This window comes from Bradyrhizobium sp. USDA 4454, from assembly GCF_054822705.1.
Genome location: NZ_JBTRCN010000001.1, coordinates 8,085,044 through 8,099,376 on the forward strand (window position 1 = coordinate 8,085,044; position 14,333 = coordinate 8,099,376).

The 14,333-nt window shown below is 65.2% G+C and carries 15 protein-coding genes; 4 read left to right on the forward strand and 11 right to left on the reverse strand.

What is annotated here, in order from left to right; translation table 11 throughout:
* Positions 1-13 precede the first annotated feature (13 nt).
* Both ACVIW0_RS37620 and ACVIW0_RS37625 read left to right on the forward strand, forming a co-directional pair.
* Complete coding sequence (locus ACVIW0_RS37620; RefSeq protein ID WP_461356821.1) at positions 14-547, forward strand: phage tail protein; 534 nt, start codon at positions 14-16, stop codon at positions 545-547.
* A 7-nt stretch (positions 548-554) separates the two neighbouring features.
* The gene (locus ACVIW0_RS37625; RefSeq protein ID WP_461356822.1) at positions 555-1,106 is read left to right on the forward strand and encodes a GNAT family N-acetyltransferase; all 552 of its coding nucleotides are present in this window, start codon (positions 555-557) and stop codon (positions 1,104-1,106) included.
* Here ACVIW0_RS37625 and ACVIW0_RS37630 read toward each other — a convergent pair.
* Positions 1,088-1,390: a DUF6916 family protein gene (locus ACVIW0_RS37630; RefSeq protein WP_461356823.1), complete on the reverse strand. Its 303-nt coding sequence runs from the start codon at positions 1,388-1,390 to the stop codon at positions 1,088-1,090. The two genes, ACVIW0_RS37625 and ACVIW0_RS37630, sit on opposite strands and share 19 nt — an antisense overlap.
* Positions 1,391-1,600: 210 nt before the next feature.
* Between ACVIW0_RS37630 and ACVIW0_RS37635 the strand changes: the two genes are divergently transcribed.
* Positions 1,601-2,047, forward strand: coding sequence for a nuclear transport factor 2 family protein (locus ACVIW0_RS37635; protein WP_461356824.1), 447 nt, complete (start codon positions 1,601-1,603; stop codon positions 2,045-2,047).
* On the opposite strand, the gene ACVIW0_RS37640 is transcribed toward ACVIW0_RS37635, so the two are convergent.
* The 9 genes from ACVIW0_RS37640 to ACVIW0_RS37680 all read right to left on the reverse strand — a co-directional run bounded on the left by ACVIW0_RS37640 (position 2,035) and on the right by ACVIW0_RS37680 (position 11,185).
* Positions 2,035-2,265 carry a cysteine rich repeat-containing protein gene (locus tag ACVIW0_RS37640; RefSeq protein ID WP_461356825.1) on the reverse strand — a complete coding sequence of 77 codons (231 nt, stop codon included), beginning with the start codon at positions 2,263-2,265 and terminating at the stop codon, positions 2,035-2,037. The genes ACVIW0_RS37635 and ACVIW0_RS37640 overlap by 13 nt on opposite strands.
* A 64-nt stretch (positions 2,266-2,329) precedes the next feature.
* Positions 2,330-3,031 carry a branched-chain amino acid ABC transporter ATP-binding protein gene (locus ACVIW0_RS37645; RefSeq protein ID WP_461356826.1) on the reverse strand — a complete coding sequence of 234 codons (702 nt, stop codon included), beginning with the start codon at positions 3,029-3,031 and terminating at the stop codon, positions 2,330-2,332.
* Positions 3,024-3,758, reverse strand: a complete 735-nt coding sequence (locus tag ACVIW0_RS37650) for an ABC transporter ATP-binding protein (protein WP_461356827.1) — start codon at positions 3,756-3,758, stop codon at positions 3,024-3,026. Before ACVIW0_RS37650 ends, ACVIW0_RS37645 begins: the two co-directional genes overlap by 8 nt.
* Positions 3,745-4,848, reverse strand: a complete 1,104-nt coding sequence (locus ACVIW0_RS37655) for a branched-chain amino acid ABC transporter permease (protein ID WP_461356828.1) — start codon at positions 4,846-4,848, stop codon at positions 3,745-3,747. Before ACVIW0_RS37655 ends, ACVIW0_RS37650 begins: the two co-directional genes overlap by 14 nt.
* Before the next feature lie 7 nt (positions 4,849-4,855).
* Entirely contained in the window at positions 4,856-6,076 is a 1,221-nt protein-coding gene (locus tag ACVIW0_RS37660) for a substrate-binding protein (protein ID WP_461356829.1), read from the reverse strand.
* Positions 6,077-6,081: 5 nt separating this feature from the next.
* The gene (locus ACVIW0_RS37665; protein WP_461356830.1) at positions 6,082-6,939 is read right to left on the reverse strand and encodes a branched-chain amino acid ABC transporter permease; all 858 of its coding nucleotides are present in this window, start codon (positions 6,937-6,939) and stop codon (positions 6,082-6,084) included.
* Between the two features lie 42 nt (positions 6,940-6,981).
* On the reverse strand, positions 6,982-8,496 hold the full coding sequence (locus ACVIW0_RS37670) for an amidase (protein WP_461356831.1): 1,515 nt from the start codon (positions 8,494-8,496) through the stop codon (positions 6,982-6,984).
* A 270-nt stretch (positions 8,497-8,766) separates the two neighbouring features.
* A complete protein-coding gene (locus tag ACVIW0_RS37675) occupies positions 8,767-9,969 on the reverse strand; it encodes a substrate-binding domain-containing protein (RefSeq protein WP_461356832.1) in 1,203 nt (400 codons plus the stop codon).
* A gap of 70 nt (positions 9,970-10,039) precedes the next feature.
* The gene (locus ACVIW0_RS37680; RefSeq protein WP_461357538.1) at positions 10,040-11,185 is read right to left on the reverse strand and encodes a substrate-binding domain-containing protein; all 1,146 of its coding nucleotides are present in this window, start codon (positions 11,183-11,185) and stop codon (positions 10,040-10,042) included.
* A gap of 215 nt (positions 11,186-11,400) precedes the next feature.
* Between ACVIW0_RS37680 and ACVIW0_RS37685 the strand changes: the two genes are divergently transcribed.
* Positions 11,401-11,844: a MarR family winged helix-turn-helix transcriptional regulator gene (locus ACVIW0_RS37685; RefSeq protein ID WP_016847408.1), complete on the forward strand. Its 444-nt coding sequence runs from the start codon at positions 11,401-11,403 to the stop codon at positions 11,842-11,844.
* Between the two features lie 18 nt (positions 11,845-11,862).
* On the opposite strand, the gene ACVIW0_RS37690 is transcribed toward ACVIW0_RS37685, so the two are convergent.
* Complete coding sequence (locus ACVIW0_RS37690) at positions 11,863-14,280, reverse strand: spermidine synthase family protein (protein ID WP_461356833.1); 2,418 nt, start codon at positions 14,278-14,280, stop codon at positions 11,863-11,865.
* Positions 14,281-14,333: the final 53 nt, after the last annotated feature.

Genomic DNA, 14,333 nt, shown 5'->3' on the forward strand with positions numbered 1-14,333 from the left:
AGCGCGTGACAACATGTCCGACCAGTTTGTCGCCGAGATCCGCATCTTTCCGTTCAACTTCGCCCCCACCGGCTGGGCCTTTTGCAGCGGTCAGGTCATGCCGATCTCGCAGAATACGGCGCTGTTTTCGCTGCTCGGCACCACCTATGGCGGCGACGGCAAGGCGACCTTCGCGCTTCCCAACATGCAGGGCAACGCACCGTTGGCGCCCGGACAGGGCCCCGGGCTGTCGCCGTATGACCTCGGAGAGACCACCGGCTCTCCCAATGTGACGCTGCTGCAATCCGAGATACCGCTTCACAATCACCTTGTGAACGTGGGTACGCAGGACGTCGCCGACGTCCAGGTTCCGAGCCCGACCCGCATCCTGGGCAAATCGGCCAACGCCTTCGCCTATGTGCCCGGCAGTTCGTCGCCGCCCTTGACGCAGATGAACGTCGCCATGATCGGCATGACGGGCGGTAGCCTTCCGCACAACAACATGCAGCCTTACCTCACGCTGAACTTCTGCATCGCGCTGCAAGGCGTTTTCCCGCCGCGCAGCTGAGGTCGTTTTGGGTCTCGACGGACCAGACACCGCGCCCGCACCAGCGTTCGGCTGGAGGCGCGCGGCGGCTTCCGGTTGCCGCTTTCGCCGTCTGGCGGAGGCGGATCTGCCGTTCGTCGGCCGGCTCTATGCCTCGACCCGCGCCGAGGAGCTGGCGCCGGTGCCGTGGAGCGAGGCGGACAAGGCAGCCTTTCTCGATCAGCAATTCCGCGCCCAGCACGCGCATTACCAGCGATACTATCCGGACGCCGACTGGCTCGTGATCACGCATGGCGACGAGGACATCGGCCGGATCTATATCGAGCGCTGGCCGAGCCAGCACCGGATCATCGACATCGCCTTCATGCCGGCGCATCGCGGCAAGGGCTACGGCGCGGCGCTGCTGCGCGATGCGATGGACGAGGCGGCGGCCGCCGGCAAGGACGTCTCGATCCATGTCGAGAAATTCAATCCGGCGATGCGGCTCTATCGCCGGCTCGGTTTCGTCACCGAGGAAGACAAGGGCGTCTATGATCTGATGCGCTGGCGCGCGGCAGATGGTCAGGTGAAGATCGCCTGATAGCCGTTGCCGTCCGCAGTCGGACCGATCGGCACCAGGAAGATCTCGATCACGCCCAATGCCGGATGCCGCACCGGATAGATCGCCTGCGGCAGCCATGCACCCTTCGGCCCCGCAAACAGCAGCGAGAACGCGCCGCCCGGCCGGCCGCTGTTGCCGGCGGGCTCGACCTTGGCCAGCTTCAGCACTACGACGCGATCGGCCGCCTGCATCTCGAACTCCGCACCCTGATGTGGCGTGAAGTCATCAATGTGCAGTTTCGCGAGGTCGACGGTCGATGTCATGCGATGCCCCTGTTGATCCCGAAGCTGTAGCACGCCGCACGCGACGCCGCGCGGCAAAATGAGCCGACGGGCAACTCGGATGCAAGGGACCTCGCCTGTTTCCTTCGTCATCCCGATGCACAATTGGGCTCCCGAGAATGATAAGAACTCTTGCCAACTGCACCTGGATGGTCGTGAGATGATGCACGCGGGCAAAGCCGGGAGGTTGCGATGGACGATCGAGCCGTACGCGCGGCGCTGGAGCGCCATTGGGAGGCTTCGGACGCGAGCGATTTCGAGCGCGAGCATGAGATCTATGCCACGGATGCCGTGCTTGACTATCCGCAATCGGGCGAGCGGATCCGGGGTCGGCGCAACATCCAGGAGAGCCGCAGGGTTCAGCCGAACAAGAAGCGCTTCGCGATCCGGCGCATGATCGGCGGCGGCGATGTCTGGATCACCCAATACATCCTCACCTATGACGACCGGCCGTCCTACGTGGTGAGCATCATGGAATTCCGCGACGGACAGGTGATCCACGAGACGCAGTACTTCGCTGATCGGTTTGACCCTGCGCCCTCGCGGGCACACCTCGTCGAGCGCATCGACGGAACGTCGCCGCGCCAGACCGACAAGGAGTTGCCGCTGCGACCGGCAAGTGACGGCTACATGCCGTGACTCTCAAACACCTTCTTGCAGTTTCGGCTCAGGCCGTCGCGATTGGTCTGAAGACAGTTCTGCACGGCACCGTCATTGCCGAGATCTTTGCGGCAGAAGCGCTGCGCATCGCGCGAGCATGCGGATTGTTCCGCTTTGGTGCCGGAGTGCTGTGCCAGTGCGGCACCGCTGCTCATCACGGCAGCGACGAAAAGGGCTGCGATCGAAAAATAGCGCATCGGTGAAGTCCTCCCGCGGCCTAACGGCAGGAAGAGCCCTTCGTTCCTGCGGGAACCCGGGATTCTATGGCGCCAGATAGCGCAACAATTCCGGATCGCTCCGCACCTTCCCCGCCTCGCCCTGCAGCGCGACGCGGCCGCGGTCCAGCACATAGGCGTAGTCGGCGACGCGCAGCGCGAGGTCGAGATGCTGCTCGACGATCACGACGGAAATATCCTTCGCGAGCTCGATCAGCCGCTCGGTGATCTCCTCGATGACGCCGATCCAGACCCCCTCGGTCGGTTCGTCCAGCAGCAGCAGCTTCGGATTGCCGAGCATGGCGCGGCCGATCGCCAGCATCTTGCGCTCGCCGCCGGACAGCGTGCCGGCCGGCTGGTCGAGGCGCTGGCCGAGCTTCGGGAAGATCTCCAGCACGCGATCGACCGCACCGGCGTCGGAATTGAACAGCGAGCCGACCGCGAGGTTGTCGCGCACCGACAGGCGGGCGAACACCGAATGCTCCTGGGGCACATAGCCGATGCCGGAGCGCACCCGCTCCTCGGTGCGGCGTCGGGTGATGTCGCGACCGTCGAAGAACAGTTCGCCCTGCGAGCTTGCGAGCTCGCCGACGATGGTCTTCATCAGCGTGGTCTTGCCGGCACCGTTGCGGCCGAGCACGGCGACGCCGCCACGCCAGGGAATGCCGATGTTGACATCGAACAGGACCTGACTGCGGCCATAACCGGCATCGAGATGCCTGATATCGAGGAAGGTTTGCTCAGGCACGGCGAAGATAGATCTCCTGGACGTTTCTGTTGGCCTGGATTTCCGCGACAGTCCCCGACGCCAGCACCTTGCCCTGGTCGAGCACCGTGAGGCGGTCGCAGATATCGCGGATGAAATCGAGATCGTGTTCGACGATGACGAGCGAGCAATGCTGCTTGATCGGCTGCAACAATTCGCCGGTGACGCGGCGCTCCTCGAGGCTCATGCCGCCGGTCGGCTCGTCCAGCAGCAGAAGCCGCGGCTTTCCGGCCAGCGCCATCGCGATCTCGAGCCATTGCTGCTGGCCGTGCGACAGCGCCGCCGCCGCATCATGCGCCCGATCGGCGAGACGGAACTGGGTCAACATCGTCATCACCTGATCGTGCAATTTCTTGCGGGTGCGCGAGAGCACGAGGTCGAACAGCGAGGAGTGCGCCTGCAACGCCAGCAGGATATTGTCGTACAGCGTCAGCGTCGGCAGCACCGAGGTGATCTGGAATTTCAGGCTCATGCCGGCGCGGGCGCGCTCGGTCGGCGTGAACGCCGTGATGTCGGTGTTGATGAAGGAGACCTTGCCGGTCGTGGGGACTTCTGCGCCGGCGACGCATTTCATCAGCGTGCTCTTGCCCGAGCCGTTGGGGCCGATCAGGCCGTGAAACTCGTTCTCGCCGACGGTCAGCGCCGCGCCGTCGAGCGCGGTGAGCTTGCCGAACACCTTGCTGATCCCCGAGGCCTCAAGGAGCGGCATTGCCGGTCTCCTTTTTTGCTGCCTTGTTGGGTCCCTTGCCGAAACTGCCGACCCGCTCTCGCTCGCCGAGCACGAATGAGATCAGTCCGAGCGGGCGGAACATGATCACGAGCAAGAGCAGCACGCCGAGAATGATCGGCCAGACATCGCGGTAATTGTCCGACAACCAGAACGAGACGCCCTCGATGATCACGGTGCCGATCACGGCGCCGATCAGCGTGCCGGAGCCGCCGAACAGAACGTAGAGCACGACCTGGGTCGAGAACACGACGCCCAGCATGTTGGGCCAGACGAAGCCCTCGTGGAAAGCATAGAGACTGCCGGCCAGGCCGGCGATGGTGCCGCCGATCGCGAAAATGATCGCCTTCAGATGCTGCGCCTTGTAGCCGAAGAAGGCGATGCGCTGCTCGTTCTCGCGCAGGCCGGCGAGCGCGAGGCCGAACTGCGAACGCACCAGGAAGCGGCATAGCAGATAGACCACCACCAGGATGCCGAGCACCATGTAATAGTAGATCGGCCCTTCCTCGAACTCGTAGCTGCCGAGGGTGAGCGGCGGGATCGACGGGATGCCGTTCTGGCCGCCGAGATAGTACCAGCCGCGCGCCAGCCGGTCCGCGGCGTAGGAGCCCGTGAGCGTACCGAGCGAGACGAAGATCACGCTGGAGGGATAGCGCCCGAGCAGCAGGAAGCCGCCGAGCAGCAGCGCCGCGGCAAGGCCGATCAAGGTGCCGGCGGGCAGGACCAGCAGGATCGAGGTGACGTTGAGATCGCGAGCCAGCAACGCCACACCGTAGCCGGCGGCGCCGAAGAACAGCGCCTGGCCGAAGCTCATGATGCCGGCGTAGCCCCACACCAGGTCGAACGACAGCGCGAACAGCGCGAGGATCACCACGCGGGTGGCGAACACCGTCAGATAGTCCTGCAGAACCCATGGCAGGACCAGCGCGATCAGCAGCACCAGTCCTTCCACGATCGGCAGGACCTTCCATCCTGCCGATGCCTGTCCCGCCGGCGCGCTTGCGGCCGGTGTACCCTCACCCGTCACGACATCCTCGCTGATGCGTGCGACGGCCTCTCTTGCTCCACTCATTGATCGCTCAGCATTCCTTGGGATCAACAAGACCGTCGCTGCGCGCCACGATCTCATAGTTCCCGCCTTTGGCAACAGCGGTGTACATCTTCATCTTGCAGTGACGCTTGCCCGGCACCATTTCGGCCGGTCCGCCGGGCCCTTCGGCGATCTTGGCGTGATCGAGCGCGGCCGCAACCGAGTCACGGTCGACCTTGCCGGCCTCCTTGACCGCCGCCTCCCACAGTTTGAGGCCGCGATAGGTTCCGGTGGCGGCGCTGCCGGCCGCGAACAGGAAGTTGCCGGGGAAATCCTTCTCATACGCCGCCTGAAGCTTGGCGTTGAACGGATCCTCCTTGGTCAGCACCTTGAAATAGTCGAGGCAGCTTGCCAGCCCTTCGATCTCGTTGGCCTGATTGATGTTAAGGGTGTTCTCGTCATAGTAGACGCAGGCGAGCCGGCCGCCGCTCTTGAGGAAGCCCGCTTCATAGAGCTGCTTGAAGAACGGGCCGACGCCGGGCGGGATCACGGTGTTGAAGACCACGTCGACCTTGTTGGAGATGATGCGGTTGACGGTCGCCGAGAAGTCGACCTGGTCGAGCGGGTAGTATTCCTCGAACACGACCTCGCCGCCATTGTCCTCGATCACCTTGCGGGCATAGATGTTGAGCGTGTGCGGCCAGACATAGTTGGCGCTCGGCAGCGCGAACTTCTTGCCGCCGTTCTTGATCAGCCAGGGAATGAAGGTGTCGCATTGCTGCGCCGGCGTCGGCCCGGTGCAGAACAGGTAGGGCGTGCACTCCTTGCCCTCGTAGAGCTGCGGATAGATGTAGAGCGTCTTGCCGCGCGCCACGATCGGGTCCTTGATCGCGTTGCGCATCGAGGAGGTGATGCCGCCCAGCACCATGTCGACCTTGTCGCGCTGGATCAGCTTGCGGACATTGCCGACCGCGACCGATTCGTTCGAGGCGGTGTCCTCGATGTAGAGCTCGAGCGGCCGGCCGAGCAGGCCGCCGCCGGCGTTGATCTCCTTGATCACCATCTTGGCGACGTTGGCGTCGGCATTGCCGGCATAGGCGATCGGGCCGGTCAGGTCGGTCGCGATGCCGACCTTGATCGGACCCTCGGCGGCGTTGGCCCAATCGGGCCTCACCACCCAGCTGCCGACCCCGGTCGCGAGCGCGCCGGTCGCGAAGGCGAAATTGCTCATGAAGCGGCGGCGCGTCAGATTCATGCGTTCATTCGACATGGTGATTAGACCCCTTTCCCAGCAATGAGGCCTTGCGGCCGGAATTTGATGAAGGCGATGGCGAGCACGAAGACGAGGACGTCGGCGACGACGGGCGACATGACCCATGGCAGCGCCGCGCTGAGCGTGCCGATCACGCCGGCGCCGGCGACCGGACCGATGAAGGAGCCGACCCCGCCGACCATCACGGCGACGAAGCCCTGGATCAGGAAGCGGATGCCAAGATCGGCAAACAGGCTGAACACGGGCACGATCAGCGCGCCGGCAAGCCCGGCCAGCGCCGCGCCGAACGCGAAGGTCGCGCCATAGATCAGCGGCGTCGAGATGCCCGACGCGCGCGCCAGCGCCGGGTTCTCCAGCGTGGCGCGGACGCGCAGCCCGAACGAGGTGTGCGCCAGCAAGAGATAGCAGCCGCCCATCACTAGCAGCGTGATCACGATGATGGTGAAGCGCCAGGCCGAGATGTGGACCGAGCCGAGGTCGATCGAACCGCCGATCGGCTCCGGCACCGTCAGATAGAAGCCGCCGATCAGGCCGCGCACGCTCTCGCGGATGATCAGGCCGAGCGCATAGGTGCCGAGCATCGCCACGATCGGCGCCGCGTAGAAACGCCGGATGATCAGCGCCTCCAGCACGAAGCCGAGCGCGCCGACCGCGAACGGCGCGGCGACCATGCCGACCCAGACCGGCGCGCCATGGGCGTAGGCCAGATAGGTGACATAGGCCCCGAGCAGGACGAATTCGCCCTGCGCGAAGTTGAAGATGCCCATCATGCTGGCGATGATGCCGAGCCCGAGCACCACCAGCACGATGATGGCGCCGAAGCTCACGATCTCGAACACCGCGGCAAAGGTGCTAGCCATGGTGTTCCATCCGTCGACCTTGCGTCTGCGACAAGCGGCGCCTCACATCTTCTTCCAGTCGCCGGCCTGCTCGAAGGCATGCGCGGCGCGGTAGATCGTGCTCTCCTCGAACATCCGCCCGACCAGCATCAGCCCGACCGGCAGACCATCGACCATGCCGCAGGGCAGCGACATCGCCGGGTGATGGGTGATGTCGAATGGCGCGGTGTTGGAGATCATCTCCAGCGCGCGCGCGACATATTCCTCGCGGCTGGCATTGACCTCGGGCAACTTCGTCGCCTTCATCGGCGTGGTCGGCATCAGCAGGAGATCGTAATCCTTGAGGGCCTTGTCGTAAGCCGCGGCGAGACGACGGGAGATGTTGAGCGCCTTACCGTAGAAGCGCGGACCGAAATTGTTGTTGATGTAGGTGCCGAGCATCATGAACAGTTTGGTGGTCTCGGACAGCGAATCCGCCTGCCGGCGCCAGCCGCGATGGTGATCCATCAGCGCGGTCGAATAGAGATCGCCGCGGCTGAGGCCGTAGCCGTCGCCGAACATCATGGTCTGGGTCAGGCCTTCGGTGCCGATCGGGGTCCAGATCGCGCCGCCGGCCATGTGCATCGGGATCGATACGGTTTCGACGCTGGCGCCGAGATCCTTGAAGCGCTTCGCCGCCTCGCGCACGCTTTCGTTGACGGCGGCTTCCGCGGTCGGCTGCTCAAAACCTTCCTTGAGGATACCGATCTTCATACCCTTGACGCCCTTGCCGAGTGCCTTGGTGTACTCCTCGACCTTCGGCGCCTTGATGCGCGGATCATAGCCGTCGTCGCCTGCCAGCACTTCCAGCAGCAGCGCGTTGTCTTCGACGCTCGCGGTCATCGGGCCGGTGTGGTCGACGTAGATCTCGATCGGCATGATGCCGGTGTAGGGCACGAGGCCCCAGGTCGGCTTCATGCCGTAGGTGCCGCAGAACGAGGACGGCATGCGGATCGAGCCGCCCTGGTCGCCGCCGATCGCCATGTCGACCTCGCCGAGTGCCACCACGACACCCGATCCCGACGACGAGCCGCCGGCCGAATAGCCCATTTTGTGCGGATTGTGCACCGGCCCGTAGGAGCCGGTGTGGCTGCCGCCGGACAGGCAGAAATGCTCGCAATGCGTCTTGCCTTTGATCTCGGCGCCGGCATCCAGCATGCGGGTGACGATGGTGGCGTCGAAATCGGGAATAAAGCCTTCCAGCGTCGACGAGCCGTTGGTCATCGGCACGCCGGCCAGCATGATGTTGTCCTTCAGCGCCACCGTCTTGCCCTTGAGCTTGCCGGAGGCCGCGCCCTTCACCGTCGACTTGCAGTACCAGGCGTTGTGCTTGTTGTCCTCCGGCGCCGGGCGAATGCCGGGCGTGCGCGGATATTTCACTTCGGGGACCTCGTCCGGCATCTGGGCGACGAGGTTGTAGGCCTCGATCGAGCCCTGCATCAGGCCTCGGAACGAGGCCACGTCCTCTTCGGTCAGGGACAGGCCACACTGCTCGGCGACGGCACGAAGTTGCGTTGGCGTGGGAAGGACGACGGTCACGGCGCTCTCCTGAAGCTTTTGATCTTTGGATGTTCCCTCGGCACGGAGCAGCGGCTGCGCAATGTCCTGCGCGAACCGCCCACCCCGCCCGTTGTATTGAAAACGGAAATATTTTCCTTTTCAAGTATTATTTCGCAACGCTCCCTCTCCCGCTTGCGGGGAGGGTCGGGTGGGATGCTACCCCCGAATCGTAGCGTGGGGAGAGCCCCACCCGCTTTGCATCTTCGATGCGATGCGACCTTCCCGCAAGCGGGAGAGGTGAAGAAAGCCTCAGATCGACTTGATCACCCTGAAGTCGAGGCCGTCGGCTTCCGCAAGATACATCGGCATCCTGGCATGGCCGCTGCGCACCGTGACCGGACCGCGCGGGCCGCGATAGACCAGGTTGTCGGCCGCCGCGAGCAGCGGCCGCGTCTCCAGCGTGCCGGCGCGGTTGGCGGCAGCCTCCAGCAGGCAGAAGCCTTCATAGGCCGACTCGCCGCACGATCCAACCGGCGGCGCGAACGCACCGAACATCGCGCGATAGCGGTCGCGGAAATCGTCGCCGGCGGGCGAGCCGACACCCGGAAAATAGCCGGAGGCGCAGAACAGGTTCTCGGTTCCGTCGGCACCGATGCCGAGCAGCACCGTTTCGTCGACGCAGCCGGCAAGGCGCAGCGTGGTGGCGGCGAGCCCGGCATCAGCGAAGGCGCGGTTGAAGGTCACGCTGTCGGTGCCGATCAGCGAGATCAGCACCACATCGGGCTTCGCGGCGCGGATCCGCTCCAGCTGCGCCGCGTGATCGTCCTCGCCGACCGGCACGAACTCCTCGCCGACCACGAGGCCGCCGGTTTCCTTGATGTAGCGCTTGACCGCGCGGTGCGACTGCCATGGCCAGACATAGTCGCTGCCGATCAGGTACCAGCGCGCGGCGCGCTTGGCCTCGGCCAGCCAGTGGATCGACGGCCGCATCTGCCAGCGCGGCGTCTCGCCGATCGCAATCAGGCCCGGTGTCCGTTCGCCGCCCTCGTAGACCGGCGTGTAGATGTAGGGGATCTTGCTGCGGGTGATCAGGTTGCGCAACGCGACGCGCACCGCGCTGGTGTGCATGCCCATGATGAGATCGACGTCGTCGGACGCGATCGCCTGCTCGGCGCGGTCGCGGACGTCCTCGATCGGCCCGCCGGCGTCATAGACCGAGAGCTCGATCTCGCGACCGAGGATGCCGCCGCGACGGTTGATGTCGGCGACCGCAAGCTGCGCACTCGAGGTCGCAGCCGGCCCCCACATTCCGGGCGAACCGGTGCAGCAGACGAAGCCTGCGACCCGCAGCCGGTTGCGCGCGCCGCGCGGACCGAACCCGCTGCGGTCCATCGGCGAAAACACCCGATCGGACACCGGCGCCAGGTTCCTGAACAGCAGGGATGGCGGGAACGGGGGGCCGCCATTCCTGCTGTTCAGGCTTCCGGTCCTGACGTTGCGCGTCGAATGCACAGCTGCTCCTGTCTGGCACCGGTACGCCCTGGGCGAACGCGGCATCGCGCTTGCGGACGACGGTGCCAAGCTAGATCGTCTTGATCACATTGAAGTCGAGACCGTCGGCTTCGGCAAGATAGATCGGCATCTCGGCGCGGCCGTCGCGAATCGTGACGGCGCCGCGGCCGCCACCATAGACCAGGTTGCGCGCCGCGGCGGACAATGGCCCCGTAGACAGCGAGCGGGCCCGGTTGGCCGCCGCCTCGAGAAACCGCATCCCCTCATAATTGGACTGCCCGACCGAGCCGATCGGCGGCGCATGCGCCCCGAACATCGCGCGGTAGCTGGTCCGGAAATCGTCATTGGCGCGGGAATCGACACAGCTGAAATAGCCGGAGGCACAGAACAGGTTCTCGGTCGCGTCCGGCCCGATGCCGAGCAGCACGGTCTCGTCCATCGCGCCGGCATAGCGCAGCGTGGTGGCGGCGAGCCCCGCCGCGGCGAAGGCGCGGTTGAAGGTGATGCTGTCGGTGCCGATCAGCGAGATCAGCACGACATCGGGCTTGGCGGCGCGGATCCGCGCCAGATGCGGCTCGTGATCGTCCTCGCCGAGCGGGACGAATTCCTCGCCGACCACCTGGCCGCCGGCCTCCTTGATGTAGCGCTTCACCGCGCGGTGCGATTGCCAGGGCCAGACATAGTCGCTGCCGATCAGGTACCAGCGCTGCGCCTTCTTGACCTCGGTGAGCCAGTGGATCGCCGGCCGGCTTTCGGCGCGCGGCGTCTCGCCGATCGCCATCACGCCGGGCGTCCGCTCGCCGCCCTCATAGACCGGCGTGTAGACATAGGGGATGCGGCCGGCGGTGACCTTGCGCAGCGCAAGGCGGACCGCCGAGATATGCGAGCCCATGATCACGTCGATCTCGTCGAAGGCGATCGCCTGCTCGGCGCGGCGCACCACCTCCTCGATCGGACCGCCGGCGTCGTACATCGACAATTCGATCTCGCGGCCGCGGATACCGCCGCGCCGGTTGATCTCGGCGACCGCGAGCATGACGCTGTTGGCGGAGATCGGACCCCAGATCCCGGGGGCCCCGGAAAAGGTGATGAAATTGGCAATCCGAAGCTTGCTGTCGGTGCCGCCGCGGCGCGAGGAGCCCGGCTTGACGGTCAAAGCGACATCGGCCGCGCAGGACGACGGAGTTCGAAACAGGTGCGGCGGCGGGACGGGCATGCCGCCATGTGCCTGGGAAAAGACCGTCGAGAGCACGCCAACTCCTGTCTGGGAAGCAGTACGCAACGCAGCCAGCGGGGCGGTCGCGGCATCCGCCCTTTGGTTGGGGGAATATCCTAAGGGAAAATATTGAATATTCAACAATTGAAGTGCATATAGAAACGGCATGCGTTGCCGGACATTCATTCACCGGGTCAGGAACCAGGTCTCACACCGTGGCTAAACCGCCGAAAGAAAATTCCCCGATCACCGAACACCTCGCCTACCTGCTCGCGCAAGCCAACCGGGAGATTAACCGGCAGTTGGAGACGCGGCTGGCCAAGGAAGGCGTGCCGGTCGAGCAGTGGCGCATCCTCAAAGTGCTGTCCGACGGCAACGGCCACTCGATGGGCGAGCTTGCCGATGCCGTGCTGCTCAACCATCCGACGCTGACCAAGATGATCGACCGCATGGTATCGGACGCGCTGGTCTATCGCGTGCAGGACCCAAAGGATCGCCGCAAGGTGCTGATGTTCGTCTCCGACCGCGGCAAGGCGCTGTGCCGGCGGCTGAACTCGCTGGCGGTGAGCCAGGAGGAGCACATCGTCGAGAGCTATGGCGACAAGTCGACCACCGAGCTCAAGCGCCTCTTGGAAAGCCTGATCGGCAGCGCCAACTAGGACGGTCCCGGCCCGCCGCTACGACGCCGCCTCGTCCCGTGCCACCAGACCGGGCGTCCGGACCGGCTTGAGGGCTGTGTCAGCGATTGAATCGCTCAGGCGGTTGCCGAGGATCATGATCGCGCACACCACATAGCAGCCGACGCCGAGCGCGAATGTCGCGGTGATGCCGAACTGGATCGACAGCGCCATGCCGAGCACGGAGGCGAGCATCGAGGTGATGCCGTTGGTGCTCCAGAAGAACGGCAACAGCCCCTCATGCCGCCGCCAGATGCCGAGGCCTAGCGGGAACATCATGCCCATGCAGAACGCCGGTGGCGCCAGCAAGGCGATCGATACCAGGATACGGATGTCGGTCGGTGCCGCGCGCGACCAGGCGGTGACCGCAGGCGTCAGCAGGCCTGCGGCCACCAGCGTCGCGACCAGCGCCACGAGGCGGACTATCAACACGGCCGGCCGCGCAGACGCTGCGCCCACCGTGGCGCTGCCGACGCCGCCGAACAGCAGGATCGTGAACAGCACGACGCTGAGCCCGTAGACGGGGTGGCCGAGGAACACCATCAGCCGTTGCATCTGCGAAATTTCGATCAGCATGAAGCCGAAGCCGATTGCGGCAAAATAGGCCACCGGCGGCGCCAGCGTCGCCACCGCCGTCCGCCGCGCTAGGCGCATGAAGGGAATGCCGATGTAGCAGATGCAGATGCCGATCTGGAACACGAGCACCCATTTGATGACGCTGATCGCAGCATTGTTCTGCAGCTCGAAGCCGCTTTTGCTGAACAGATCGGCGAGCCGCACGGTATAGAAGAAGAACGGCTTGTCGTCGGTCGAACCGGCGATGTTTTGCGGCAATGAATCCAGGAAACGCTGGTCGGCCTTGCCGGACAGCAGGGTCGAGGTGACGGCGTCGTAGCCGATGCCGGGCCCAAGCAGCAGCTTGAAGCCCTCCGCGACCAACCGGTCGCGGGCGCCCTGCCATTGCGCCGCCGTGAACGCCTCGGGACGGATCATCACCGTGACGATGTCGCCGACATTCGCTGCAATCACATGCTGCGACAGCTCGGTCGCCGGCACGCCCTGGTGCTGCAACGCCTCAGTGGCGATCGCAATCAGGCGATAGAACTCGCCGCGATAGACCGTCGGCTGGTACCAGCGCGACACCGAGAGCATGCCGCCCGGCTTCAGCGCGCGGAAGAAATCGTCCCACGCCTCCACCGTGTAGAGCCGGTTCTCGGTCAATGTCAGCCCACCGGCCGCGGTGGTGGCCCAGGTGTCGATCAGCGAGATCTGGATCAGGTCGTAGCGATCGGGCGAATGGTTGATGTAGCTGCGCGCTTCGGCATTGACCAGCGACACGCCGGGCTGGCGATCGAGGTGACCCGAATAATCCGCGAACTTGTTCGTCAGCACCTCGAAGATCGCGGGATTGATCTCGATGCCGCGAATCCGCTGCGCGCCGAAATAGAGCGCGGAGAGCACGTCACGGCCGCCGCCGACGCCGACCACGGCGACGTCATCCGGCCGTTGCTGCACCAGATAGGGCGCGTTGATGACGTCGTGCTTGAGGTAGGACACCTTGGCAAGATCGCCGGAGAAACGGGTGATCGGCGTTCCCGCATCGGCATCGATGTCGAGATAGAGCTGCTCGATCTTGGCATCCGGGGCGCGCGCGAAGCTCCACCCGAACGGGATCGAGAGCCCGAGATCGGTGACGCGGATGCGCGAATAGGTGTTCCAGCGTTCGAACAGCGTTCCGGTCTGCGGCGTGCCCTTGGCCCAGGTCACGCCGAGATGGCTGCTGCCGGTTGCGGCAAGCGCGGTGTGGACCGCGGCCAGTGCGGCGAGGCCCAGCGCGGTGTTGCGGCTCAGGCGCAGGCTGCTTCGGCCTTCGCCGTGACGGACCACGAACCAGCCGGCGGCCGCGGCGCCGGCGCCGATCCACAGCGTCGCGCTGACCGGATCGATCACCAGCAGCACGAAGATGATGCCGAGGCATCCGGTCGCGGCACCGACCAGATCGGCGGCGTAAAGCCAGCCGCCGACATAGGGCAGCCGGGTCAGCAGCAGCGTGATGCAGATGCCACCCTCGGCGAACGGAATGGTGAAGCCCAGCGCCACCACACCGAGCGCGGCCATGGCGTAATTGCCAGGCGCGACCATCGGCACGGACAGGAAAGCGCACATCACGGCGACGCCGCTGATCGCGAACCGCGCGGCATGGCGGGCGAACTCCGGCCCCACACGCCCGGGCGCATAGCGTTCGGGATCCTCATAAACCCGCATCGCACCGCGCGTCAGCCCGAACATCGCAAGCGCGATGGCGCCGAACGCGAAATGGTAATGCACCATCACGCTGAAGAAACGGGTGATCAGGATCTGATAGGCCAGGGTGGCCGACGCCAGCACGAAGATCGCCGGATAGTAACGGCCGGGCATTGTCGTCACGGTCTGCAAAGCGCGGGCCTCCCCGATCGAGCCTTGACCAAGGA